23 protein-coding genes are annotated in these 23,147 nt (G+C 62.2%); 17 read left to right on the forward strand and 6 right to left on the reverse strand.

What is annotated here, in order from left to right; all coding sequences use genetic code 11:
• The 7 genes from AC09SL_RS13185 to AC09SL_RS13215 form a co-directional block, all read left to right on the forward strand.
• The coding region (locus AC09SL_RS13185) for an OprD family outer membrane porin (RefSeq protein WP_479571948.1) at positions 1-178 on the forward strand (178 nt) is incomplete at its 5' end.
• A gap of 171 nt (positions 179-349) precedes the next feature.
• Positions 350-1,171: an NAD-dependent epimerase/dehydratase family protein gene (locus AC09SL_RS13190; protein WP_058543534.1), complete on the forward strand. Its 822-nt coding sequence runs from the start codon at positions 350-352 to the stop codon at positions 1,169-1,171.
• A 42-nt stretch (positions 1,172-1,213) separates the two neighbouring features.
• Positions 1,214-2,119, forward strand: coding sequence for an SMP-30/gluconolactonase/LRE family protein (locus tag AC09SL_RS13195; protein ID WP_058543533.1), 906 nt, complete (start codon positions 1,214-1,216; stop codon positions 2,117-2,119).
• 56 nt (positions 2,120-2,175) lie between these two features.
• A complete protein-coding gene (locus AC09SL_RS13200) occupies positions 2,176-3,144 on the forward strand; it encodes a TRAP transporter substrate-binding protein (protein ID WP_058543532.1) in 969 nt (322 codons plus the stop codon).
• A gap of 76 nt (positions 3,145-3,220) precedes the next feature.
• A complete protein-coding gene (locus tag AC09SL_RS13205; RefSeq protein WP_058543531.1) occupies positions 3,221-3,748 on the forward strand; it encodes a TRAP transporter small permease in 528 nt (175 codons plus the stop codon).
• Positions 3,748-5,028, forward strand: a complete 1,281-nt coding sequence (locus tag AC09SL_RS13210; protein ID WP_058543530.1) for a TRAP transporter large permease — start codon at positions 3,748-3,750, stop codon at positions 5,026-5,028. Before AC09SL_RS13205 ends, AC09SL_RS13210 begins: the two co-directional genes overlap by 1 nt.
• Positions 5,029-5,306: 278 nt before the next feature.
• Positions 5,307-6,176: an aldose 1-epimerase gene (locus AC09SL_RS13215; protein WP_058543529.1), complete on the forward strand. Its 870-nt coding sequence runs from the start codon at positions 5,307-5,309 to the stop codon at positions 6,174-6,176.
• 123 nt (positions 6,177-6,299) lie between these two features.
• Here AC09SL_RS13215 and bkdR read toward each other — a convergent pair whose 3' ends face one another.
• A complete protein-coding gene (gene bkdR, locus AC09SL_RS13220; RefSeq protein WP_003202929.1) occupies positions 6,300-6,788 on the reverse strand; it encodes a Bkd operon transcriptional regulator BkdR in 489 nt (162 codons plus the stop codon).
• A gap of 192 nt (positions 6,789-6,980) precedes the next feature.
• Between bkdR and AC09SL_RS13225 the strand changes: the two genes are divergently transcribed.
• From AC09SL_RS13225 to AC09SL_RS13245, 5 genes are all read left to right on the forward strand, one after another.
• Positions 6,981-8,216 carry a 3-methyl-2-oxobutanoate dehydrogenase (2-methylpropanoyl-transferring) subunit alpha gene (locus AC09SL_RS13225; protein ID WP_058543528.1) on the forward strand — a complete coding sequence of 412 codons (1,236 nt, stop codon included), beginning with the start codon at positions 6,981-6,983 and terminating at the stop codon, positions 8,214-8,216.
• Between the two features lies 1 nt (position 8,217).
• Entirely contained in the window at positions 8,218-9,276 is a 1,059-nt protein-coding gene (locus AC09SL_RS13230) for an alpha-ketoacid dehydrogenase subunit beta (RefSeq protein WP_058543527.1), read from the forward strand.
• On the forward strand, positions 9,277-10,545 hold the full coding sequence (locus AC09SL_RS13235) for a dihydrolipoamide acetyltransferase family protein (RefSeq protein ID WP_058543526.1): 1,269 nt from the start codon (positions 9,277-9,279) through the stop codon (positions 10,543-10,545). It abuts the gene before it with no gap.
• A 3-nt stretch (positions 10,546-10,548) separates the two neighbouring features.
• Positions 10,549-11,931, forward strand: coding sequence for a dihydrolipoyl dehydrogenase (lpdA, locus tag AC09SL_RS13240; protein WP_058543525.1), 1,383 nt, complete (start codon positions 10,549-10,551; stop codon positions 11,929-11,931).
• A 285-nt stretch (positions 11,932-12,216) separates the two neighbouring features.
• Complete coding sequence (locus AC09SL_RS13245) at positions 12,217-13,236, forward strand: branched-chain amino acid aminotransferase (RefSeq protein ID WP_058543524.1); 1,020 nt, start codon at positions 12,217-12,219, stop codon at positions 13,234-13,236.
• Between the two features lie 220 nt (positions 13,237-13,456).
• On the opposite strand, the gene AC09SL_RS13250 is transcribed toward AC09SL_RS13245, so the two are convergent.
• Entirely contained in the window at positions 13,457-14,386 is a 930-nt protein-coding gene (locus AC09SL_RS13250; RefSeq protein WP_058543523.1) for a DMT family transporter, read from the reverse strand.
• Positions 14,387-14,495: 109 nt separating this feature from the next.
• Between AC09SL_RS13250 and AC09SL_RS13255 the strand changes: the two genes are divergently transcribed.
• Positions 14,496-15,290 carry an AraC family transcriptional regulator gene (locus tag AC09SL_RS13255; protein WP_058543522.1) on the forward strand — a complete coding sequence of 265 codons (795 nt, stop codon included), beginning with the start codon at positions 14,496-14,498 and terminating at the stop codon, positions 15,288-15,290.
• Between the two features lie 20 nt (positions 15,291-15,310).
• Here the strand turns inward: AC09SL_RS13255 and AC09SL_RS13260 are convergent, their stop codons facing one another.
• Positions 15,311-16,120 carry an ArsR/SmtB family transcription factor gene (locus AC09SL_RS13260; protein WP_058543521.1) on the reverse strand — a complete coding sequence of 270 codons (810 nt, stop codon included), beginning with the start codon at positions 16,118-16,120 and terminating at the stop codon, positions 15,311-15,313.
• Positions 16,121-16,202: 82 nt separating this feature from the next.
• Between AC09SL_RS13260 and AC09SL_RS13265 the strand changes: the two genes are divergently transcribed.
• On the forward strand, positions 16,203-17,339 hold the full coding sequence (locus AC09SL_RS13265; protein WP_058543520.1) for a cytochrome P450: 1,137 nt from the start codon (positions 16,203-16,205) through the stop codon (positions 17,337-17,339).
• A 15-nt stretch (positions 17,340-17,354) separates the two neighbouring features.
• Here the strand turns inward: AC09SL_RS13265 and AC09SL_RS13270 are convergent, their stop codons facing one another.
• Positions 17,355-17,696, reverse strand: coding sequence for an FKBP-type peptidyl-prolyl cis-trans isomerase (locus AC09SL_RS13270; protein WP_058543519.1), 342 nt, complete (start codon positions 17,694-17,696; stop codon positions 17,355-17,357).
• 146 nt (positions 17,697-17,842) lie between these two features.
• Here AC09SL_RS13270 and AC09SL_RS13275 point away from each other — a divergent pair, with 146 nt between their 5' ends.
• Positions 17,843-18,904: a M4 family metallopeptidase gene (locus AC09SL_RS13275; RefSeq protein ID WP_058543518.1), complete on the forward strand. Its 1,062-nt coding sequence runs from the start codon at positions 17,843-17,845 to the stop codon at positions 18,902-18,904.
• The gene (locus AC09SL_RS13280; RefSeq protein WP_058543517.1) at positions 18,904-19,227 is read left to right on the forward strand and encodes a protealysin inhibitor emfourin; all 324 of its coding nucleotides are present in this window, start codon (positions 18,904-18,906) and stop codon (positions 19,225-19,227) included. Before AC09SL_RS13275 ends, AC09SL_RS13280 begins: the two co-directional genes overlap by 1 nt.
• Positions 19,228-19,235: 8 nt before the next feature.
• Here the strand turns inward: AC09SL_RS13280 and AC09SL_RS13285 are convergent, their stop codons facing one another.
• Positions 19,236-19,544 carry an RcnB family protein gene (locus AC09SL_RS13285; protein ID WP_058543516.1) on the reverse strand — a complete coding sequence of 103 codons (309 nt, stop codon included), beginning with the start codon at positions 19,542-19,544 and terminating at the stop codon, positions 19,236-19,238.
• A gap of 382 nt (positions 19,545-19,926) precedes the next feature.
• On the opposite strand from AC09SL_RS13285, the gene AC09SL_RS13290 reads away from it, so the two are divergent.
• Positions 19,927-21,027, forward strand: coding sequence for a DNA alkylation repair protein (locus tag AC09SL_RS13290; RefSeq protein ID WP_058543515.1), 1,101 nt, complete (start codon positions 19,927-19,929; stop codon positions 21,025-21,027).
• Positions 21,028-21,033: 6 nt separating this feature from the next.
• On the opposite strand, the gene AC09SL_RS13295 is transcribed toward AC09SL_RS13290, so the two are convergent.
• Positions 21,034-23,112 (reverse strand): putative bifunctional diguanylate cyclase/phosphodiesterase, encoded by a 2,079-nt coding sequence (locus AC09SL_RS13295; RefSeq protein ID WP_058543514.1) that lies wholly within the window; start codon positions 23,110-23,112, stop codon positions 21,034-21,036.
• Positions 23,113-23,147 lie beyond the last annotated feature (35 nt).

Below are 23,147 nucleotides of genomic sequence, written 5' to 3' on the forward strand. Positions count from 1 at the left end.
GACGGTTAATGACGGCAAGGAATGGGGCCGCGAAACCGAACTGGCCTACACCGTGCAGAGTGGCGCGCTGAAAAGCCTCAACGTGAAATGGCGTAACGCATCGATTCGTCGTGACTTCAGCAACAACGAATTCGACGAAAATCGACTCATCTTCAACTACCCGATTTCGCTTCTGTAATACAGGATCATTGCCATGGGCGCATCCCATGGCAACGGGCGGCAGGGAAGCCGGTTTAGAGCGGTTCGTCGATCAAACGTTGACAAGGTAGCAGAAGGATAAGGATATTCCCTCTCGGTCGTACGACAACTTATAACAACTGTACCTCTCACTGTTTGCTCAGGTAATGCCATGACCACGACACAGATTCGCCACCCCTTCAATCGCCTCCTATTGACCGGCGCCGCTGGCGGCCTTGGCAAAGTCTTGCGCGAACGCCTCAAGCCTTTCGCGCGCCACATTCGCCTGTCGGACATCGCCAACATAACCCCGGCCATCGACGAAAGCGAAGAAGTGGTGCCGTGCGACCTGTCGGACAAGCAGGCCGTGCATCAACTGGTCGAAGGCGTCGATGCCATCCTGCACTTCGGCGGTGTTTCGGTGGAACGTCCGTTCGAAGAGATCCTCGGCGCCAACATCAGCGGCGTTTTCCACATCTATGAAGCCGCCCGCAAACACGGCGTCAAGCGGGTGATCTTCGCCAGCTCCAACCACGTTATCGGCTTCTACAAACAAGATCAGACCCTCGACGCCCTCTGCGCTCGCCGCCCGGATGGCTACTACGGCCTGTCCAAGTCCTACGGCGAGGACGTGGCCAGCTTCTATTTCGATCGCTACGGCATCGAGACCGTCAGTATCCGCATCGGCTCGTCGTTCCCGGAACCGCAGAACCGCCGGATGATGAGCACCTGGCTGAGCTTCGACGACCTCACCCAACTGATCGAATGCTCGCTCTACACCCCGAAAGTCGGCCACACCGTAGTCTACGGCGTCTCCGCCAACCGCGACGTCTGGTGGGACAACAGCCACGCCGCTCACCTGGGTTATCAGCCCAAGGATACTTCCGAGATTTTCCGCGACAAGGTCGAAGCCCAGCCAATGCCGGCCGCCGATGACCCGGCCAGGATCTATCAGGGCGGTGCCTTTGTCGCAGCCGGCCCGTTCGACGACTGATTCGCCTGTTGTTCATGGGATAAAACGAACCAAGGAATCGCCATGCAAGCCGAATTGATTGTCGATGCTCGCAACGCCGTCGGGGAAAGCCCGGTATGGGTCCCCGAGGAAAATGCCCTGTATTGGGTGGACATTCCCAGCGGTGGCCTGCAGCGCTGGAACGCCAGCAGCGGAAAAATCCAGGGCTGGGAAGCCCCTGAAATGCTCGCCTGCCTTGCCCGTCATCAGGACGGTGGTTGGGTAGCGGGCATGGAGAGCGGTTTCTTTCGCCTGTACCCCCATGATGACGGCAGCCTGGACAGCGAACTGTGCGCAAGCGTCGAGCACAGCCGCACCGACATGCGCCTCAATGATGGCCGTTGCGACCGCCAGGGCCGCTTCTGGGCCGGCAGCATGGTGCTGAACATGGGCGCCAATGCGGACGCAGGCCGGATGTATCGCTACGAGGCGGGCCAGCGCAGCCCGGTCGAGGCACAACTGAGTAGTTTCATCGTACCCAACGGCCTGGGCTTCAGCCCGGACGGACGCACGATGTACCTCTCCGATTCACACCCGCTGGTGCAGCAGATCTGGGCTTTCGACTACGACATCGACAGCGGCACGCCGTCCAACCGGCGGCTGTTCGTCGACATGATGCCGTTGGCCGGTCGCCCGGATGGCGCCGCGGTGGATGCCGAGGGTTGCTACTGGATCTGCGCCAACGATGCCGGCCTGATTCACCGTTTCACTCCCGATGGACGCCTCGACCGTTCACTGCAAGTGCCCGTGAAGAAACCGACCATGTGCGCCTTTGGCGGCAGTCGTCTGGACACCCTCTTCGTGACCTCGATCCGCCCGGGTGACGACAACGACCCGCAGTCCCTGGCCGGTGGCGTGTTCGCCCTCAACCCCGGCATCAAGGGCCTGGATGAACCTGCTTTCGGAGGACGGAAACACTCCGCGAACTGATCTGCTTTGCCGCTTCACATCGATAGACATAAAAACAACAACACTGGAGATTGACCATGAATTTCAAACGCACGCTTCTGATCGCAGCCCTGCCCCTGGCCTTCCTGGCACAGGCGGCCCATGCCCTCGACATCAAGATCGCCGACGTCCACCCCAAGGGCTACCCGACCGTGGTCGCCGAGGAATCCATGGGTAAAACCTTGGAAAAGGAGAGCAACGGCGAGCTGAAGTTCAAGTATTTCCCAGGCGGTGTACTGGGTTCTGAAAAAGAAGTCATCGAGCAGATGCAAGCTGGCGCGATCCAGATGTCGCGGGTCAGCCTGGGTATCGTCGGCCCTGTGGTGCCGGACGTGAACGTCTTCAACATGCCGTTCATTTTCCGCGACCAGGCCCACATGCGCGCCGTTATCGACGGTGAAGTCGGCGACGCCATTCTCGACAGGATCACCAATTCCGAGTTCGGCCTGGTGGCCCTGGCCTGGATGGACGGCGGCACGCGCAACCTCTACACCAAGAAACCGGTGCGCAAGCTCGAAGACCTTCATGGCATGAAAATCCGCGTGATGGGCAATCCGATGTTCATCGACACCCTCAACGCCATGGGCGGCAACGGCATCGCCATGGACACCGGCGAGATCTTCAGCGCCTTGCAGACCGGCGTGATCGACGGCGCGGAAAACAACCCGCCGACCATGCTCGAGCACAACCACTACCAGAACGCCAAGTACTACAGCCTGACCGGCCACCTGATCCTGCCAGAGCCGATCGTGATGTCGAAAATCACCTGGAACAAGCTCACCCCAGAACAGCAAGTCATGGTGAAAAAAGCCGCCAAGGCCGCCCAGGCTGAAGAACGCGTGCTGTGGGACAAAAAGACCGCCTCCAGCGAAGAGAAACTCAAGGCCGCTGGCGTCGAGTTCATCACCATCGACAAAAAACCCTTCTACGACGCCACCGCACCGATCCGGGCCAAATACGGCGCGCCGTATGCCGACTTGATCAAGCGTATCGAAGCGGTCCAGTAACACCTCTGGATCTGTACTCATGAAAAGGCTGGGCGCGCCGGCGGTTAAAAGGCGCGCCCGGTTACGGTGGAACCCGATGAAGAATTTGCTGCTGCGTATCAACGACACGATTTACATGACTTGCATCTGGGTGGCCGGCCTATCAGTCCTGGCAATTGCCCTGATGATTCCGTGGGGGGTGTTTGCCCGCTATGTACTGGGTACCGGCTCCAGCTGGCCGGAGCCCGCCTCTATCCTGCTGATGATCGTGTTCACCTTTATTGGCGCTGCCGCCAGTTACCGCTCCGGCTCGCACATGGCCGTGGACATGGTCACCAGCCGCCTGCCGTCACACTGGCGAACCCTGGCTTCGGTTTTCACCCAGCTATTGATGGCGGCCGTCTGCATTTTCATGACCGTCTGGGGCACCAAGCTGTGCATGACCACCTGGAATCAGTTCATGAGCGCCATTCCCACCCTGCGCGTCGGCATCACCTACATGCCGATTCCGATCGGTGGCTTCCTGACGTTGATTTTTGTCCTGGAAAAACTCTTGCTGGGCGATCAAAGCCAGCGTCGGGTCGTGCAGTTCGACCTGGTTGAAGAAAACGAAGGTGCCGCTTAATGGACGCTCTGATTCTGCTGGGCAGTTTTTTGTTGTTGATCCTGATCGGCATGCCGGTCGCCTATGCACTGGGCGCGGCCGCCTTGATCGGGGCGTGGTGGATCGATATCCCATTCCAGGCGATGATGATCCAGGTCGCCGGTGGGGTGAATAAATTCTCGCTGCTGGCCATTCCATTCTTCGTCCTGGCCGGCGCGATCATGGCCGAGGGCGGCATGTCCCGCCGACTGGTGGCGTTCGCCAGTGTGCTGGTCGGATTCGTGCGCGGTGGCCTGTCTCTGGTCAACCTCGTGGCCTCGAGTTTTTTTGGCGCAATCTCCGGCTCCTCGGTGGCCGACACCGCCTCGGTCGGTTCGGTGCTGATCCCGGAAATGGAACGTCGCGGCTATCCGCGTGAATTCGCCACCGCCGTCACCGTCAGCGGCTCGGTACAAGCACTGCTGACACCGCCCAGCCATAACGCGGTGCTGTACTCGCTCGCCGCCGGCGGCACGGTATCGATCGGTTCGCTGTTCATGGCGGGCATCGTCCCCGGCATCCTGATGAACCTCAGCCTGATGGCGCTGTGCCTGATTTTCGCGAGAAAGCGCAATTACCCCAAGGGTGAAGTGATTCCGCTCAAGCAAGCGTTGAAAATCTGCAAGGAAGCCATGTGGGGCATGATGACGCTGTTCATCATCCTCGGCGGCATTCTCTCGGGTGTTTTCACCGCCACCGAATCGGCCGCCATTGCCGTGGTGTGGGCATTCTTCGTGACCATGTGCATCTACCGCGACTACAAGTGGAGCGAGTTGCCGAAGCTGATGCACCGCACGGTCCGCACGATCTCCATCGTGATGATCCTGATCGGCTTCGCCGCCAGCTTCGGCTACATCATGACGCTGATGGAGATCCCGGCGAAGATCACCACCGCGTTCCTGACGCTGTCGGACAACCGCTACGTGATCCTGATGTGCATGAACGTGATGCTGCTGATCCTCGGCACCGTGATGGACATGGCGCCGCTGATCCTGATCCTGACCCCGATCCTGATGCCCGTGATCATAGGCATCGGCGTGGACCCGGTGCAGTTCGGCATGATCATGCTGGTGAACCTGGGTATCGGGCTGATCACGCCTCCGGTAGGCGCGGTATTGTTCGTCGGTTCCGCCATCGGCAAGGTCAGCATCGAAAGCACCGTCAAGGCCCTGCTGCCGTTCTACGGCATGCTGTTCCTGGTCCTGCTGCTGGTGACCTACGTCCCCGCCATCTCGCTGTGGCTGCCGCATCTGGTGATGTAACGCCGCGCGCAAGCACCCTTATGGTGAGTGAGGGTGCTGGCTCCGCTGAATTGCGGCAGGAGCCGCGTAGGAGCTGCGTAGGAGCTGCGTAGGAGCTGCGTAGGAGCTGCGTAGGAGCTGTCGAGTGCAACGAGGCTGCGATCCTTTGATCTTTCACTTGAGATTCAAGTGTCTGGGGAAAGATCGCAGCCTCGTTGCACTCGACAGCTCCTACAGCGCGCAGTCGCGGCCACTCCCTTGCCATAACGGATTTTTCCCATTCGAAAGACGCGACTACCATGACGCTGCCTCTCCTATACCTCGAAGACGAACTGACCCGCCTCACCCTGGCCCCGCACCTGGGCGCCAGCCTCGTGGAATGGACCTTGCGCAGCAGCGGCGCGCCGCTGTTACGCCCGCCCGCGCCGCAAGCGCTGGAAAACGGTCTGCCCGGCAAACTCGGCGGCTTCCCCCTGATCCCCTGGTCAAACCGGATCGCCCAAGGCGGTTTCGATTGCCCGGACGGCTGGCTCTCCCTGGAAACCAACAGCCCCAACGATCCGTTCCCGATCCATGGCAGCGCCTGGCAACAGCCGTGGCAAGTGATAGAACAAGGCGCCCAGGAAGTCTTGTTGCAACTCGACAGCCAATCCCCATTCGCCTACTGCGCCAGCCTGCGGATCCGCTTGAATGGCGGTCAGTTGCAGATCGCCATGCACGTCACCCACATGGCCGAACGGGCCGCGTGGCATGGGCTGGGGTTGCATCCGTATTTTCCGCGCACCGCCGGTACTCGCTTGCAAACCCGCGCCAGCGAAGTCTGGCTGTGCGATGCATCGAAACTGCCAACGCAACTAAGGGACATTCCCACAGAGTGGGATTTCCAGCACGCCCGGTTACTGCCAGACGTCCTGGTCGACAACGGCTTCGGCGGTTGGGACGGGCGATGCCTGATCCAGCAACCGGACCTGGGTTATGAGCTGGAATGCCGGGCCAGCGGCAGTGAGTACTTCCTGCTGTACTGCCCCGTCGGGCTGGATTTTTTCTGCATCGAACCGGTGAGTCATCCAGTCAACGCCCACCATCTGCCGGGGCGGCCGGGCTTGCGTTTGCTGGAGCAAGGGCAGTCGGTGACGCTGGGGTTTTCGATGCAGTGTCGGTTGCTCTAATGCCCACTTCCCTGTGGGAGCTAGGCTTGCCCGCGATGAAGTGGACGCGGTCTCCCGGGAACCGAGGCGTCTGCATCGCGAGCAAGCTTTGCTCCCACAGGGATTGGTACGGTCTTTTGATGTTCAGGTGCCCAAGGTCAACCCATTGGCCGGCAACGGCAGCGCGGTCTTGTAGCGCACTTGCTTGAGGGCAAAGCTGGAGCGGATGTTCGCCACGCCCGGGACCTTGGTCAAAAAGTCCATCATGAACCGCTCCAGCGACTGGATGGTCGGCACCAGCACGCGGATCAGGTAATCCGGATCGCCGGCCATCAAGTAACACTCCATCACCTCCGGCCGATCGGAGATCGCCTCTTCGAAGTGCTGCAGCGCCTCTTCCACCTGTTTCTCCAGGCTGACATGGATGAACACGTTGACGTGCAGCCCCAGCAGGTCGGCATCCAGCAGCGTGACCTGCTCGCGGATCACCCCCAGTTCCTCCATGGCCCGGACGCGGTTGAAGCACGGGGTTGGCGACAGGTTGACCGAACGGGCGAGATCGGCATTGGTGATGCGGGCGTTTTCCTGAAGGCTGTTCAGAATGCCGATGTCAGTGCGATCCAATTTACGCATGGGACAAATAATCCTGTTTTTTATCGTTGTGCAGATTTTTTATCTGCAAATGATCTGAACAGCAAGCTAACAGAGAAAAATATTCTTCTTCGTCGAGCCTATGATTGTTGTAGGACAATTTCCCGTACCCGGGGAAATTCGTCAGCTAGCGCGCCCACTACAAGAAATTCACAAGATCGAGCGTAGAAAGCCATGAACCCAGCGTATGAACCGCTACGCCTGCACGTCCCCGAACCCTCGGGCCGTCCCGGCTGCCAGACCGACTTCTCCTACCTGCATCTAAGCGATGCCGGCACGGTGCGCAAACCCTCCATTGACGTTGAACCGTCCGACACGGCCGACCTGGCCCGCGGGCTGATTCGGGTGCTCGATGACCAGGGCAATGCCCACGGTCCATGGGCCGAAGACGTGCCTCTGGAGATCCTGCGCAAAGGCATGCGCGCCATGCTCAAGACGCGTATCTACGACAACCGCATGGTGGTCGCCCAGCGCCAGAAAAAAATGTCGTTCTACATGCAGAGCCTCGGCGAAGAAGCCATCGGCAGTGGCCAGGCCCTGGCGCTGAACATCGACGACATGTGCTTTCCCACCTATCGCCAGCAAAGCATCCTGATGGCCCGCGACGTGCCGTTGGTGGGCATGATCTGCCAACTGCTGTCCAACGAGCGCGATCCGCTCAAGGGCCGGCAGTTGCCGATCATGTACTCGGTCAAGGACGCCGGTTTCTTCACCATTTCCGGCAACCTCGCCACGCAATTCATCCAGGGTGTGGGCTGGGGCATGGCCTCGGCGATCAAGGGCGATACCAAGATCGCCTCGGCCTGGATCGGTGACGGCGCCACTGCCGAATCGGACTTCCACACCGCCCTCACCTTCGCCCACGTCTACCGGGCGCCGGTGATCCTCAACGTGGTCAACAACCAGTGGGCGATCTCCACCTTCCAGGCCATTGCCGGCGGTGAAGCCACCACCTTTGCCGGACGCGGTGTCGGTTGCGGCATCGCCTCGCTGCGGGTGGATGGCAACGACTTCATGGCGGTCTACGCCGCCTCGCGCTGGGCCGCCGAACGTGCCCGCCGCAACCTCGGCCCGGCGCTGATCGAATGGGTCACCTACCGCGCCGGCCCGCACTCCACTTCCGATGATCCGTCCAAATACCGTCCCGCCGACGACTGGAGCCACTTCCCGCTGGGCGATCCGATTGCGCGCCTCAAGCAGCACATGGTGAAAATCGGCCAGTGGTCCGAAGAGGAGCATGCGGCAGTTACCGCTGAGCTGGAAGCCGAGGTGATCGCCGCGCAGAAGGAGGCCGAGCAGTACGGCACTCTCGCCGGCGGGCAGATCCCAAGCGCCGCGACCATGTTCGAAGACGTCTACAAAGAGATGCCGGAGCACTTGAAGCGCCAGCGTCAGCAGTTGGGGATCTGACATGAACGATCACAACAACAATATCCAGCTGGACACCGCCATGACCACTACCACCATGACCATGATCCAGGCCCTGCGCTCGGCCATGGACGTGATGCTCGAACGCGACGACAACGTCGTGGTGTTCGGCCAGGACGTGGGTTACTTCGGCGGCGTGTTCCGCTGCACCGAAGGCCTGCAGAACAAGTACGGCACCTCGCGGGTGTTCGACGCACCGATTTCCGAGAGCGGCATCGTCGGCGTGGCGGTGGGCATGGGTGCCTACGGGTTGCGGCCGGTGGCCGAGATCCAGTTCGCCGACTACGTCTACCCGGCGTCGGACCAGATCATTTCCGAAGCCGCGCGCCTGCGCTATCGCTCGGCCGGCGAGTTCACCGCGCCGATGACCCTGCGCATGCCCTGCGGCGGCGGTATCTATGGCGGCCAGACCCACAGCCAGAGCATCGAAGCGATGTTCACCCAGGTCTGCGGCCTGCGCACCGTCATGCCGTCCAACCCTTACGACGCCAAGGGCCTGCTGATCGCCTCCATCGAAAACGATGACCCGGTGATCTTCCTCGAACCCAAGCGTCTGTATAACGGCCCGTTCGACGGCCACCACGACCGCCCGGTAACGCCGTGGTCGAAACACCCCTCGGCGCAAGTGCCGGACGGTTACTACACCGTACCGCTGGACGTCGCCGCCATTACCCGTCCGGGCAAGGACGTGACCATCCTCACCTACGGCACCACGGTCTATGTGTCCCAGGTCGCCGCCGAGGAAACCGGCATCGACGCCGAAGTCATCGACCTGCGCAGCCTGTGGCCGCTGGACCTGGAGACCATTGTCAAGTCGGTGAAGAAAACCGGCCGCTGTGTGGTGGTCCACGAAGCCACCCGCACCTGCGGTTTCGGCGCCGAACTGGTGGCGTTGGTGCAAGAACACTGCTTCCACCACCTGGAAGCGCCTATCGAGCGTGTCACCGGTTGGGACACCCCCTACCCGCACGCGCAGGAGTGGGCGTATTTCCCAGGGCCGTCCCGTGTGGGCGCGGCGTTGAAACGGGTCATGGAGGTCTGAATGGGCACGCACGTTATCAAGATGCCGGACATCGGCGAAGGCATCGCCGAAGTTGAACTGTCGGTGTGGCACGTCAAGGTCGGCGACATGGTGGTCGAAGACCAGGTACTGGCCGATGTCATGACCGACAAGGCCATGGTCGACATCCCCTCGCCAGTGCATGGCCGGGTCATTGCCCTGGGTGGCGAGCCCGGCGAAGTCATGGCGGTGGGCAGCGAACTGATCCGCATTGAAGTCGAAGGTGCGGGTAACCTGAAAGAATCGGCCCAACAGGCTCCCGTTGCGGCGGTTGCCCAGGCGCCCAAGCCTACGCCAGCGGCCACACCGGAACCTGTGCTGGAAAAAACCGCCGCGCCACGCTGCGCCCCGCAAGCGCCTGTGGCCCGCGACCCCGACGAGCGTCCACTGGCCTCGCCGGCCGTGCGCAAACACGCGCTGGACCTGGGCATTCAATTGCGCCTGGTCCAGGGCAGCGGCCCCGCCGGGCGTATCCTGCACGAAGACCTCGAGGCGTATCTGGCCCAGGGTTCGTCGACCCAGGCCAAGGGCGGCTCCGGTTATGCCGAACGCCACGACGAGCAACAGATCCCGGTGATCGGCATGCGCCGCAAGATCGCCCAACGCATGCAGGAAGCGACCCAGCGCGCCGCCCACTTCAGCTACGTCGAGGAAATCGACGTCACCGCCCTGGAAGAGCTGCGGGTTCACCTGAATGAAAAACACGGCGCCAGTCGCGGCAAGCTGACCTTGCTGCCGTTCCTGGTCCGCGCGTTGGTCGTGGCCCTGCGCGATTTTCCGCAGATGAACGCGCGCTACGACGACGAAGCCCAGGTCATCCACCGCTCAGGCGCCGTGCATGTCGGCGTCGCCACCCAGAGCGACATTGGCCTGATGGTACCGGTGGTGCGTCACGCCGAGGCCCGTAGCTTGTGGGACAGCGCGACGGAAATCGCCCGCCTGGCCACGGCAGCCCGCACGGGCAAGGCCAGTCGCGATGAGCTGTCCGGTTCGACCATCACCCTGACCAGCCTCGGCGCGCTCGGCGGCATCGTCAGCACACCGGTGCTGAACCTGCCGGAAGTGGCGATTGTCGGCGTGAACAAAATCGTCGAGCGGCCGGTGGTGATCGAGGGCCAGATCGTGATCCGCAAGATGATGAACCTCTCCAGCTCTTTCGATCACCGGGTGGTCGACGGCATGGACGCAGCGCAATTCATCCAGGCCCTGCGCGGCTTGCTCGAACAACCTGCCACTTTGTTTGTGGAGTAAGAGATGCAAACTTTGAACACCACGCTGCTGATCATCGGCGGCGGTCCTGGCGGTTATGTGGCGGCGATCCGCGCCGGGCAACTGGGCATCTCGACCATCCTGGTGGAAGGCCAGGCGCTGGGCGGGACCTGCCTGAACATTGGCTGCATTCCGTCCAAGGCATTGATTCACGTGGCCGAGCAGTTCCACCAGACCCGGCACCACAGCCAGGGCTCGGCCTTGGGCATCACGGTGGCGGCACCGACGCTGGACATCGGCAAGAGCGTGGAATGGAAGGATGGCATCGTCGATCGCCTCACCACCGGCGTCGCGGCGTTGTTGAAAAAGCACAAGGTCCAGGTCATTCACGGCTGGGCCAAGGTGATCGATGGCAAGACGGTCGAGGTTGGCGACACCCGCATCCAGTGTGAACACCTGCTGCTGGCTACCGGCTCGAAAAGCGTCGACCTGCCCATGCTACCGATTGGCGGACCGATCATTTCCTCCACCGAAGCCCTCGCCCCCACCTCGGTGCCCAAGCACCTGGTGGTGGTCGGCGGTGGCTACATCGGCCTGGAGCTGGGCATCGCCTATCGCAAGCTCGGCGCCGAGGTCAGTGTGGTCGAGGCCCAGGAACGGATCCTGCCAGCCTATGACGGCGAGCTGACCCAACCGGTGCACGAGGCGCTCAAGCAGTTGGGCGTGAAGCTGTACCTCAAGCACAGCGTCGAAGGTTTCGATGCCCAGGCCAGCACCTTGCAAGTGCGTGACCCCGATGGCGAGACGCTGAACCTGGGCACCGACCGGGTGCTGGTGGCCGTTGGTCGCAAACCCAACACCCAGGGCTGGAACCTCGAAGCGCTGGATTTGGCGATGAACGGTTCGGCGCTGAAAATCGACAGCCGTTGCCAGACCAGCATGCGCAACGTCTGGGCCATCGGCGACCTGAGCGGTGAACCGATGCTCGCCCACCGGGCCATGGCCCAGGGTGAAATGGTCGCCGAGCTGATCGCCGGCCAGCACCGGGAATTCAACCCGACGGCCATCGCCGCGGTGTGCTTCACCGACCCGGAACTGGTGGTGGTCGGCAAGACGCCGGACGAGGCCAAGGCAGCCGGTCTGGATTGCATCGTGTCGAGCTTCCCGTTCGCCGCCAATGGCCGGGCCATGACCCTGGAATCGAAAAGCGGTTTCGTGCGGGTCGTGGCGCGCCGGGACAATCACCTGATCGTTGGCTGGCAGGCGGTTGGCGTCGGCGTGTCGGAGCTGTCCACCGCGTTCGGCCAATCCCTGGAGATGGGCGCGCGCCTGGAGGACATCGCCGGCACCATCCACGCCCACCCGACGCTGGGCGAGGCCGTGCAGGAAGCGGCGTTACGGGCGCTGGGGCATGCTTTGCATCTGTAATACATAAGTTATGGACCAGCAATGTCTGGGGATTTATCCCCGCTGGGATATTGTAGGAGCTGGCGAAGCCTGCGATCTTTTGACCTTGATCTTTCGCTTAGGACTCAATGGGTAGTGGAAAGATCGCAGCCTCGTTGCACTCGACAGCTCCTACGGCAGCCCAGTGGGGATAAATCCCTTGCCACAGGCTGCGAAATAACCCCGGAATGAAGTATTGTTGTCCCCATCCAAAAAACGTCAGAAGCCTTGAACCGTTTCGACGGTTGTTAAGAAATAGAGGGTGTCATGGGTAACGAGAGCATCAATTGGGACAAACTGGGCTTTGACTACATCAAGACCGACAAGCGCTACCTGTCGCACTGGCGCGATGGCGCCTGGGACGCGGGCACCCTGACCGACGACAACGTGCTGCACATCAGCGAGGGCTCCACCGCCCTGCACTACGGTCAGCAGTGCTTCGAAGGCCTGAAGGCCTATCGCTGCAAGGACGGCTCCATCAACCTGTTCCGCCCGGACCAGAACGCCGCCCGCATGCAGCGCAGCTGCGCCCGCCTGCTGATGCCGCAAGTCGAGACCGAGCAGTTCGTCGAAGCCTGCAAGCAAGTGGTCCGCGCCAACGAGCGCTTCATCCCGCCTTACGGCACCGGCGGCGCGCTGTACCTGCGCCCGTTCGTGATCGGCGTGGGTGACAACATCGGCGTGCGCACCGCACCCGAGTTCATCTTCTCGATTTTCTGCATCCCGGTCGGCGCCTACTTCAAGGGCGGCCTGACCCCGCACAACTTCCTGATCTCCAGCTTCGACCGCGCCGCCCCACAAGGCACCGGCGCGGCCAAGGTCGGTGGCAACTACGCCGCCAGCCTGATGCCCGGTTCCCAGGCCAAGAAGGCGAATTTCGCCGACTGCATCTACCTGGATCCGCTGACCCATTCGAAAATCGAAGAAGTCGGCTCGGCCAACTTCTTCGGCATCACCCACGACAACAAATTCATCACCCCCAACTCCCCTTCGGTCCTGCCGGGCATCACCCGCCTGTCGCTGATCGAACTGGCCAAATCGCGTCTGGGCCTGGAAGTGATCGAAGGTGACGTGTTCATCGACAAGCTGTCGGACTTCAAGGAGGCCGGTGCCTGCGGTACCGCTGCGGTGATCACCCCGATTGGCGGCATCAGCTACAAGGACAAGCTGCACGTGTTCCACAGCGAAACCGAAGTCGGCCCGATCACCCAGAAGCTCTACAAAGAGCTGACCGGCGTGCAGACCGGCGACGTGGAAGCGCCAGCGGGTTGGATCGTCAAGGTTTGATCCAAGCCCTCGCCGGGCTCTGTAGGAACGGTGTAGGAGCTCTGTAGGAGCTCTGTAGGAGCTCTGTAGGAGCTCTGTAGGAGCTGTCGAGTGCAACGAGGCTGCGATCTTTCCCCAGACACTTGAGTCTCAAGCGAAAGATCAAGATCAAGATCAAGATCAAGATCAAAAGATCGCAGCCTTCGGCAGCTCCTACCCTCCCTCACCCTATGGACCCCCATTACCCCCGACGCAAAACCGGCCACCGCCCCCAACGCTGGCGGAACCATCCGTAACCGCTGACCAGCAAGATCCCGCCCAACACCAGAACCGCGCCCACGATAAAGTTCGGCTCCAGCGGCTCATCCAGCAACCAGACGCCAAAACCGATGCCAAACAGCGGCGTCATGAACGACAGCACCCCCAGTTGCGAAGCCAGGTAGTGACGCAGCAGGGAAAACCAGATCAGGAAGCTGGCAAAGGACACCAGCAACACCTGGAACGCCATGCTGGCAATGAGTTGTGGCGTGGGGTTGATCGTCGTTTGCCCCAACGCTATCGACATGCCGATCAGCAGCACCCCGGCGCCTACCAATTGGTACAGCAGCGTCTGGCTGGCCGGCAGATTCGTCAACCGCGAACAGCGTACCGTCACCGTGGTTGCGCCCCACAATGCGCCGGCCAGCAAGCCCATGCCGTCACCGAGCAATGAACTGCCGTCCGCCGCGCCCGAGCCCCCACTGAAGGCCACCACGATCCCGCCGAATGCAACGGCGATGCCCAGCCATTGCGCCGGCTTGAGGCGTTCGCTCGGCAGTTTCCAGTGCAAGCCCAGGGCGGCGAACATCGGTGCGGTGTAGAGGAAAATCACCATGTGCGAAGCCGTCGTATGCCGCAGGCCTTCGCCGACCATCACGAACTCCAAGGCAAACAACAGCCCCACCAGCAAGCCCGGACGCCAACTGCCATCGGCCAGGGACAGGCGCTCACCGCGCGCCAGCACCAACAGCCAGACCAGTACCGCAGCGATGGCCGAGCGCACGCCCAGTTGCAGCATCGGCGCCATGTCGGCAGCGCCGGCCTTGATCGCGACTTGCTGGAAACCCCAAATGGCACAGAGGCCGGTCATCAGGGCGCAGACCTGGCCATCCAGGGCGCGGCGGGTGGTCATGGGAACGGTCCTTGGGCAGAAAGAGATGAAAGGATTGTCTGCCTGACACCTTTGCTGGATATAGTGATTACCCGACAAGCCATCCCGGTAATCCGCCATTGCGGTCGATATGCAGCCTCCAGCCCAACATCTGAAGACTCCTCCGTTCGAAGCGGCCCTGCCCTCGCCGATTTTCTTTCGCAGCGCCTGCATGCCGGCCCACGCCACTTACCCCCGGCATCGGCATGCCTGGGGTGAGTTCGTCTACTCCTACAGTGGTGTGATGGAAATCGAGATCGCCCAGCACCATTACCTGGCGCCACCGCAGTACGGCATCTGGTTGCCGCCGGACATGGAACACGTCGGCTTCAATCGCCATGAGGCCTGCCATTGTTCGTTGTACCTGGCCGCCGAACTGTGCGATGCGCTGCCTGCCGTACCCTGTGCGCTGACCTTGAGCCCGCTGATCCGCGCCCTGCTGGAAGAGTTGCGCAGCGACCCACCGAGCCAGCCACAGACGCCCGAGCAGCAGCGTTTGCTGCAGGTGTTGGTGGATAAGCTGGCGCAGGCACCCCATGCCGGCAGCTACCTGCCTTCTTCAGATGATCCCCTGCTGGGTCCCGTGCTGCGGGCCTTGGAGGCGAACCCCAGCGACCCGCGCTCGTTGCCGCAACTGGCCCGCGCCGCCAACACCACCGAACGCACACTGATGCGCCGGGCTCAACGGGACCTGGGTATGTCATTGGTGGAATGGCGCCAGCGCCTGAAAGTCATCGAGGCCCTGGCCCTGCTCGAACGTGGCCAGAGCGTGGAAACCATTGGCCTGGACCTGGGCTACAGCAGCGCCTCGGCGTTCATCAGCATGTTCCGCAAAATGATGGGCACCACGCCGGATGAGTATCGCCGCAGGCACATGGCTGGATGATGTGGGTGGTGCTGAAACTGCTATCGCGAGCAAGCTCGCTCCCACAGGATATCTTGGGCGTTCATGAGCCTTGCGTTCATCGCAGGCCCATTGTGTGCGAGCTTGCTCGCGATAGCGCCAGTGGGTTTGACGTCGACTTCGGCACTCACGCCAAACCGCCCCGCCATCTCCCGGCGACCACTGGCCGTCACTCCCAGCGCCCGACTGTCCAGGTCCTGGATCACCCACTTGCGCTTGATCGCCACTTGCAGCAACGCCGCCCCCAAGGCACCGCCCAAGTGCGGACGGCGCATGCTCCAGTCCAGGCAGGGACAGGCGAATCGGCGGCGTTGCGTGGCAAGGTGCCGGACATCGACACCCAATCCCTCGAACACCGCCTCGCCGGATTCACTCAGCCGATAGCCGTCACCTTCCACCTCTATCAGCCATCCGGCCTCGATCATCCGATCATGCAGGCGCACGGCCAAGGTGCCGGCCATGTGGTCGTAACAGGTGCGGGCAAATTGCAGACGGTCCGGTGTGCGCGGGGTGAAGGTCGGCACGGCGCTCTGGCCGATCACCATCAGCGCTTCCAGAGCCTGGGCGACGCGCGGGTCACCCAGGCTGTAATAACGATGACGGCCCTGGACATGCAGGCGCACCAAGGCCATTTGCTTGAGTTTCGCCAGATGGGCGCTGGCGGTCGAGGCACTGACCTCGGCGATGCTCGCCAATTCGGTGCTGGTGCGGGCATGGCCGTCCATCAGCGCGCACAGCATCCGGGTGCGGGCCGGTTCGGCAATGGCCGCGGCCACTTGGGACACGCCCAGGTCATGCTGCTCTGCGTTCATATTTCGCTCCCCGACGAATCAAGCCCTGCATCGATTGGAGATAGTAGCAACACTTTCTTCATCATGAACAAGGCCGCGCTTCATGGACCCGATCACCGCCGCGACGCATCCCGACCCTTACCCTTTTTACGCCACCTTGCGCGCTGCCGGCGGGCTGGCCTTCGATCCCGGGCTGAACCTGTGGATCGCCAGCAGCGCCGAGGCCGTGTGCGCCGTGTTGCACCATCCCGATTGCCATGTACGCCCGGCCCACGAGCCGGTGCCAAAGGCCATCGCCGAGGGGCCGGCCGGACGGGTGTTCGGGCACCTGATGCGCATGAACGAAGGTGAACGACAGCGTTGCCCGAGGGCGGCGATTGCGCCGCGGTTGCAGGACATCGATCCCCGACAGGTCGAGGCACGGGTCAGGGCCCGCTTTCTGCAAGAGGGTGCCGAAGGCCTGCACCAGGCCCAATTCATCGGGCCGGCCAGCGTGGTTGCGGCGTTGCTGGGTTTCAGCCCGACGGACTGTCACCGGGTCAGCGAATTGACCGGGGATTTCGTCGCCGGCCTGTCGCCCCTGAGCCAAGCGCCGCAACTGGACGCGGCGCACCGGGCCAGCGAGCAACTGGCCAGGTTGTTCAAGGAGCGGATCGAGGCGCAGGACAGCCCTTTGTTGCAGAGCATTGGCCAAGGCTTCGAAGACACTGATCCGGACAGCAAAATCGCCAACCTGATCGGTTTGCTCTCGCAAACCTATGAAGCCACGGCAGGCCTGATTGGCAACGCGTTGCTGGCACTGATCGGCGACCCGGCGTTGCGCCAGGCGCTGCGGAACGATCCGGCACAGGTCGGCTTGCTACTGGCCGAAGTCCAGCGCTTCGATCCTCCCGTGCAGAACACCCGCCGTTTCGTCGCCGCCCCTTGCGAAATCCTTGGCGCCGCACTGAACCCTGGAGAGACGATCCTGGTGCTGCTGGCCTCAGCCAACCGCGACCCGCAACTCAACCCCCGACCAGACACCCTGCTGCTCGAACGCCCGAACCGCCGCAGTTTCAGCTTCGGCAGCGGGCGCCATGAATGCCCGGGCCAAACCCTGGCCATGCACATCGCCCGCGCCACGCTGGCGGCGATGCTTGAGCGTGAACCGCCACTGGACCCGTTGACCTGGTGCTACCGCCCCTCCGTCAACGGCCGCATTCCGCTGTTCAGCGAGCGGTCCCGCGCCGACACGCCATGACCCGCCCTTGCATCATCAATCGTCTCGAGTCAGGACTTCCAGCAACTCGATTTCAAAGATCAGGTTGGCGTTGGGCTTGATGTGGGCGCCCATGGATCGCTCACCGTAGGCCAGGTGGGCCGGCACCCACAACTTGCGCTTGCCACCTACTTGCATGCCCATCAGGCCCAGGTCCCAGCCCTTGATGACGCGACCGGTGCCGATCACGCATTGAAAGGGTTTGCCGCGACTGTAGGACGAATCGAATTCGGTGCCGTCTTCAAGGGTGCCGCGGTATTGGGTGGTGATCAGCGCGCCTTTGACGACGCTTTTGCCGTCGCCCTGTTTCAGGTCGATGATTTGCAGCTCTTCATTCATGGCGATATCCCTCGTGTAATCCAGGCGCGGGGTTTTCGCAGAAATCCGGGCGCATGGCAAACGTTGTCTACCCTGCAGCAGGGAACCGCGACGTTGACTTCGGTTCACATGGGTATCGACCCTGCATTTCAGATAAGGATGTTCTGATGATCGACTCTCGCCCGCTCCACGGTTTCATTCCGCCGTACATTCTCAATCGCATCATCGCCCACGGCTCTGAACAGCAACGCTCCAGCGCGCTCGGCACCTTGACCCACGTGCGCAGCCTGCGACACACCCCCGGCCCGCCCGGCCACCTTCCCGCCGCCGCGAAGCTGCCCAAGCCCGGCAAGGCCGGACAGCCGCAACGCAGCGTGCATGACGCCCAGAACACCATGGAACTGCCCGGCCAGCCGGTCCGCCTGGAAGGCCAGCGGGCCACTGGCGACCCGGCCGTGGACGAAGCCTACGATGCACTCGGCGCCACCTATGATTTTTTCTGGAACGTGCTGGGGCGCGACTCCATCGACAACAAAGGCTTCGCCCTGGTAGGCAGCGTGCATTATGGCCAGGGCTATGAAAACGCCTTCTGGAACGGCGCGCAGATGGTATTCGGCGACGGCGATGGCGAAATCTTCCAGCGCTTCACCCGCTCCCTGGACGTGGTGGCCCACGAGTTGGCCCATGGCATCACCGACAGCGAGGCCGGCTTGATCTACGCCAACCAATCCGGGGCGCTGAACGAGTCCATCTCCGATGTGTTCGGTGTGCTGGTCAAGCAGTTCGTGCTCGAACAGACCGCCGAGCAGGCCGACTGGCTGATCGGCGCCGACCTGCTCACCGACAAGATCAACGGCGACGGCCTGCGCAGCATGTCCAACCCCGGCAGCGCTTACGATGACCCGTTGCTGGGCAAGGACCCGCAACCTTCGCACATGCGCGAATTCGTCATTACCCGTGAAGACAACGGCGGCGTGCACATCAACTCCGGCATCCCCAACCGGGCCTTTTATCTGGTAGCGACCACGCTGGGCGGATTTGCCTGGGAAAAGGCCGGCCGGATCTGGTATGAAACCTTGTGCGACCGAAGATTGGCCAATGACGCGTCCTTCAGCGCCTTCGCCCGCCTGACCGTCGAGCACGCCCGCCAGCGCTTCGGCACGCGGGAAGTGCAAGCGGTACAAAGCGGTTGGGCCCAGGTCGGCGTCGACCTGACACAGGAGAGCTGATGAAAACCCTTCCAAAGCTCGATGACAAGGCGGTGATACGGCTGTCGCGCCAGGGCGGCGTGGCCGCCATCCACGCGCTGACCCGACCACGGGAAATCGAATTCGCCCAATGCGACCTCGACCAGCGCACGCGCATCTGTTCGGTGCTGGAGGGTTGCCTGCCACTGACGTCCTCCACGCCCGGGCGCGGCGACCAGCGGTTTTTCCAGATCGAGGTGCACTACCACGCCAACGACCAGGACGACGAGATGGTGCTGCAGGTGCCCGAGGACCAGGCACCTGGCGAGCTGGTTCACCTGTGGGACAAAGGCGAAGTGCTCTAGGAAGTGCTCTAACGTGTGGCCGGCACGATCTTGACGATGGCGCCGGACACGGTTTCGATCAGCAAGTACTTATCGTCGATATGCACCCATTGCTGCTCGTTTGTCGGTTGCTCGAGTTTCTTCTGTTTCCAGTCTTTCATGGCCCTGTCCGCGCGCTGGTAATCCGCCGGTACCCGGTCGTTCTCCACCAGCCTGCGACCATTGCTCGGCGAATGCTCCAGGGCGTCTCCGGTTTTCTCGACCGCTTGCGCAACAGGCCCAAGGGCTCCGAGGCCGGCGATCAGGACCAGGCTGGCGATCAGGGATGGTTTGCGCATAGAAAAAACTCCAGTTATTCGAGGGACTGAATCTGGGACTTCACGGGCAGCGAATCATTCCGTAATTCCTCGAAACCGCTGCTCCCGCCGCCCCTGTAGACGCCGCATAGAAACTGCGTAGGCGCTGTGTAGAAATTGCGTAGGCGCTGTGTAGGAGCTGTGTAGGAGCTGTGTAGGAGCTGTCGAGTGCAACGAGGCTGCGATCTTTCCAAAGACACTTGAATCTCAAGCGAAAGATCAAAAGATCAAAAGATCAAAAGATCAAAAGATCAAAAGATCGCAGGCTTCGCCAGCTCCTACACGGGAGCAAGCTCCCTCGCCACAGGTTGTACATGGCATAGTGACAAGTCTTGAACTACAACTCCCGTCGGATGGACCTACCATGAGCACCACGGCCTCTTCCCCCGCCCTCAAGGAAATCTTCAACAGCGCGCGCCTGGCGCACATCGCTGGCGAAATGCGCGCGGTGTATCCGGCGTTCGATGCCAAGGCGTTCTTGCACATGGCCAACGACGGACTGGCCGAGTTGTCCGTGATGCAGCGCATGGCCCGGGTCAGTGAGTGCCTGCATGCGGTGCTGCCCCTCGGTTATGAAGCTTCACTGGAGGTGCTGCGCGCCCTGGCCCCGCGCCTGAACAGCATGTTCGTCAGCATGTTCCTGCCACACTACGTGGCCTCTTATGGCCGGCATCGCTTCGACGTGTCGTTGGACGCGCTCAAGTACTTCACCCGGTTCGGCTCTTCGGAGTTCGCCGTGCGGCACTTCCTGCGCGACGATCTGGAACGCACCCTCAAGGTCATGCACGACTGGGCGCTGGACGCCAACGAGCACGTGCGCCGCCTGGCCAGCGAAGGCAGCCGGCCGCGCTTGCCGTGGTCGTTTCACCTGGAGCCGATCCAGGCCAACCCTGACCTTGCCGCGGCGATCCTCGACACGCTCAAGGCCGACGATAGCCTTTACGTGCGCAAATCCGTGGCCAATCACCTCAACGACGTCACCAAGCAGCATCCCGACTGGGTGCTGGACCAGATCGAAGGTTGGCCCCTGCAAAACCGCCACACGGCGTGGATCGCCCGGCATGCGCTGCGTAGCCTGATCAAACAAGGCAACCCCAGGGCGCTGGGCGTCATCGGGGTCGGCGGCAAGGCACAGGTCCAGGTGCTGGATTTGCAGGTCACGCCTGCGGTGATTCGCCTGGGGGAACAGGTCACGCTGTCCTTCACGGTGCAATCAACCCTGGAGCAGAGCCAACGCCTGGTGATCGACTATGCCGTCGACTACGTGAAAGCCTCGGGCGGCACCTCGGCCAAAGTCTTCAAACTCAAGACCTTCGACCTGCCCGCCCAGGGTTGCGTCAACCTCAGCCGCTCCCAGCACATTCGCGAGCTGACCACCCGCAAACATTACGCGGGCCGGCATGCCGTGCACCTGCTGGTCAACGGCGAGCGGCTGGGTAGCACGGCGTTCGATATCGTGCCTTGAAGTGGCTCAGCCCACTGCCACCCGTTGTGCCTGGCGAATATCGTGGATGAACCGCTCAGCCGGCAGCGGATGCCCCAGCAGATAGCCCTGCAGCGAGTCGCAACCCAACTGGGTCAGGAAGTCTTGTTGCACATCGGTTTCCACACCTTCGGCGACGATCCGCAGGCCCAGGGCCTGGCCGAGGGCGACGATGGCCGAGACGATGGCCGCGTCATCGCTGTCGTGTTCCAGGTCACGCACGAAGCCGCGATCGATCTTCAGCTCGTTGGCCGGCAGGCGCTTGAGGTACATCAGGCTCGAATAGCCAGTGCCGAAATCGTCGATGGACAGGTCCACGCCCATGTCCGAGAGCTGTTGCAGCACCGTCATGCTCGCGTCCGCATCGCTCATGGCGGTGGTTTCGGTGATTTCCAGGGTCAGGCTGTTGGCCGGCAGCTGATGCGTCTCCAACGCCTTGGCCACGCTCTGCACCAAACCGGTATGGCAGAACTGCAAGGCCGACAGGTTCACCGCAATGCGCCAGTCGGTATAACCGAGCACGTACCATTCGCGCATCTGCCGACAGGCTTCGTTCAGCACCCATTCGCCAATGGGAATGATCAACCCGGTCTTTTCCGCCAGGTCGATGAAGGTGTCGGGCATCAACAGGCCCTGGGTCGGGTGGGTCCAGCGCAACAAGGCCTCGGCCCCGACCGGACGACCGTTGGCCGCGTCGAACTTGGGCTGGTAATGCAGGCTGAACTGCCGCTGTTCGACGGCCAGGCGCAAGTCTTGAAGCAACTGCAATTGCTTGCGGGCGTTGCTGTTCATCGAAGCATCGAAAAAGCTGTAGCCGTTTTTGCCGGCGCCCTTGGCGTGGTACATCGCCGCGTCGGCATTCATCAACAGTTCTTCGGCGCTCTGGCCGTTGCCAGGGTAAAGGGCGATGCCGACGCTGGCGGATATCTGCAAGTCATGATCGGCCACCCGGAAGGTGCGTGCGATCAAGCTGACCTGACGTGCCGCCAGTCGCAAGGCATCGTCGGGTTCGGCCAGTTGCACCAACAGCACGAACTCATCACCGCCGATCCGCGCCAGGGTGTCCTGGCTGCGCAAGTCTTCGCGCAGGCGCAGGGCCACGTCTCGCAGCAACAAATCGCCCATGTGGTGACCAAAGGCATCGTTGACCGGCTTGAAACCATCCAGGTCGATGAACATCAGGGCGAAGCAGCCGCCCTGCTCCTGTACCCGGTGCATGGCCTGGTCGATCCGATCAGCCAGCAATACCCGGTTGGGCAGCCCGGTGAGGGGGTCGTGCAGGGCCAACTGGGTCAGTTCCCGGTTGGCCCGGGTCAGCGATTGGGCCAGCTCGGCGGTGCGGGCTTCCAGGCGCGCGTCGAGAATCGACGTCAGCAAGGCAATGGCCAGCACCGCCAGGGTGGTGATCAACACCAGATTGTCCAGGCCCTTGCCGCTCAAGCCGTCCAGGGAGCCACAAAAGCTGCCGTCGCTGAACCGCGCCCCGGCCATGCCGGTGTAGTGCATGCCGACGATGGCGATGCCCATGACCACCGCAGCACCTGCGCGAGCCAGACGCACGTGGGGGATGTTCTGGCGCAGGCGAAAGGCAATCCACAGCGCCGCCGCCGAAGCGCCGAAGGCAATCACCAACGAAGCCCCGAACAACGTCGGGTCATAGTCGATGCCTGGCTGCATTTGCAGCGCGGCCATGCCGGTGTAGTGCATGGTGCTGATCCCGGCGCCCATGATCAGCGCGCCGAACGCCAGTTGCCACGCCGGCAATCGTGGCTGGCTGACCAGCCACAGGGCAAAACCGCTGGAAAGAATCGCGACCAGCAGCGACAGCGCCGTGATCGATACGTCGTAGCCAAGCGCCACCGGCAAGCTGAACGCCAGCATGCCGATGAAGTGCATGGACCAGATGCCCACGCCCATTGCCAGCGCGCCCCCGCTCATCCACAAATGCGCGGCGCGCCCCTGGGCGGTCGCGATCCGCCCGGCCAGATCCAGCGCGGTATAGGAAGCCAGCACGGCAACAAACAGGGAAATCGAAACAAGGGCTGGGGAATAACTGCCAATGAGCATGGTTTTTTCTCGTAACAGGAGAACCGGACTGCTTC

The sequence above is a fragment of the Pseudomonas sp. PF05 genome (assembly GCF_056521845.1).

Excerpts from the sequence above, each read along its gene's own strand:
- AC09SL_RS13200 (WP_058543532.1), top strand. The coding sequence starts at position 2,176 with ATGAATTTCAAACGCACGCTTCTGATCGCAGCCCTGCCCCTGGCCTTC.
- AC09SL_RS13285 (WP_058543516.1), bottom strand. The coding sequence starts at position 19,544 with ATGCGCAAACCATCCCTGATCGCCAGCCTGGTCCTGATCGCCGGCCTC.
- lpdA (WP_058543525.1), top strand. The coding sequence starts at position 10,549 with ATGCAAACTTTGAACACCACGCTGCTGATCATCGGCGGCGGTCCTGGC.
- AC09SL_RS13280 (WP_058543517.1), top strand. The coding sequence starts at position 18,904 with ATGAAAACCCTTCCAAAGCTCGATGACAAGGCGGTGATACGGCTGTCG.
- AC09SL_RS13195 (WP_058543533.1), top strand. The coding sequence starts at position 1,214 with ATGCAAGCCGAATTGATTGTCGATGCTCGCAACGCCGTCGGGGAAAGC.
- AC09SL_RS13245 (WP_058543524.1), top strand. The coding sequence starts at position 12,217 with ATGGGTAACGAGAGCATCAATTGGGACAAACTGGGCTTTGACTACATC.
- AC09SL_RS13250 (WP_058543523.1), bottom strand. The coding sequence starts at position 14,386 with ATGACCACCCGCCGCGCCCTGGATGGCCAGGTCTGCGCCCTGATGACC.
- AC09SL_RS13275 (WP_058543518.1), top strand. The coding sequence starts at position 17,843 with ATGATCGACTCTCGCCCGCTCCACGGTTTCATTCCGCCGTACATTCTC.
- AC09SL_RS13235 (WP_058543526.1), top strand. The coding sequence starts at position 9,277 with ATGGGCACGCACGTTATCAAGATGCCGGACATCGGCGAAGGCATCGCC.
- AC09SL_RS13215 (WP_058543529.1), top strand. The coding sequence starts at position 5,307 with ATGACGCTGCCTCTCCTATACCTCGAAGACGAACTGACCCGCCTCACC.
- bkdR (WP_003202929.1), bottom strand. The coding sequence starts at position 6,788 with ATGCGTAAATTGGATCGCACTGACATCGGCATTCTGAACAGCCTTCAG.
- AC09SL_RS13205 (WP_058543531.1), top strand. The coding sequence starts at position 3,221 with ATGAAGAATTTGCTGCTGCGTATCAACGACACGATTTACATGACTTGC.
- AC09SL_RS13270 (WP_058543519.1), bottom strand. The coding sequence starts at position 17,696 with ATGAATGAAGAGCTGCAAATCATCGACCTGAAACAGGGCGACGGCAAA.
- AC09SL_RS13295 (WP_058543514.1), bottom strand. The coding sequence starts at position 23,112 with ATGCTCATTGGCAGTTATTCCCCAGCCCTTGTTTCGATTTCCCTGTTT.
- AC09SL_RS13255 (WP_058543522.1), top strand. The coding sequence starts at position 14,496 with ATGCAGCCTCCAGCCCAACATCTGAAGACTCCTCCGTTCGAAGCGGCC.
- AC09SL_RS13190 (WP_058543534.1), top strand. The coding sequence starts at position 350 with ATGACCACGACACAGATTCGCCACCCCTTCAATCGCCTCCTATTGACC.
- AC09SL_RS13260 (WP_058543521.1), bottom strand. The coding sequence starts at position 16,120 with ATGAACGCAGAGCAGCATGACCTGGGCGTGTCCCAAGTGGCCGCGGCC.
- AC09SL_RS13265 (WP_058543520.1), top strand. The coding sequence starts at position 16,203 with ATGGACCCGATCACCGCCGCGACGCATCCCGACCCTTACCCTTTTTAC.
- AC09SL_RS13225 (WP_058543528.1), top strand. The coding sequence starts at position 6,981 with ATGAACCCAGCGTATGAACCGCTACGCCTGCACGTCCCCGAACCCTCG.
- AC09SL_RS13290 (WP_058543515.1), top strand. The coding sequence starts at position 19,927 with ATGAGCACCACGGCCTCTTCCCCCGCCCTCAAGGAAATCTTCAACAGC.
- AC09SL_RS13210 (WP_058543530.1), top strand. The coding sequence starts at position 3,748 with ATGGACGCTCTGATTCTGCTGGGCAGTTTTTTGTTGTTGATCCTGATC.
- AC09SL_RS13230 (WP_058543527.1), top strand. The coding sequence starts at position 8,218 with ATGAACGATCACAACAACAATATCCAGCTGGACACCGCCATGACCACT.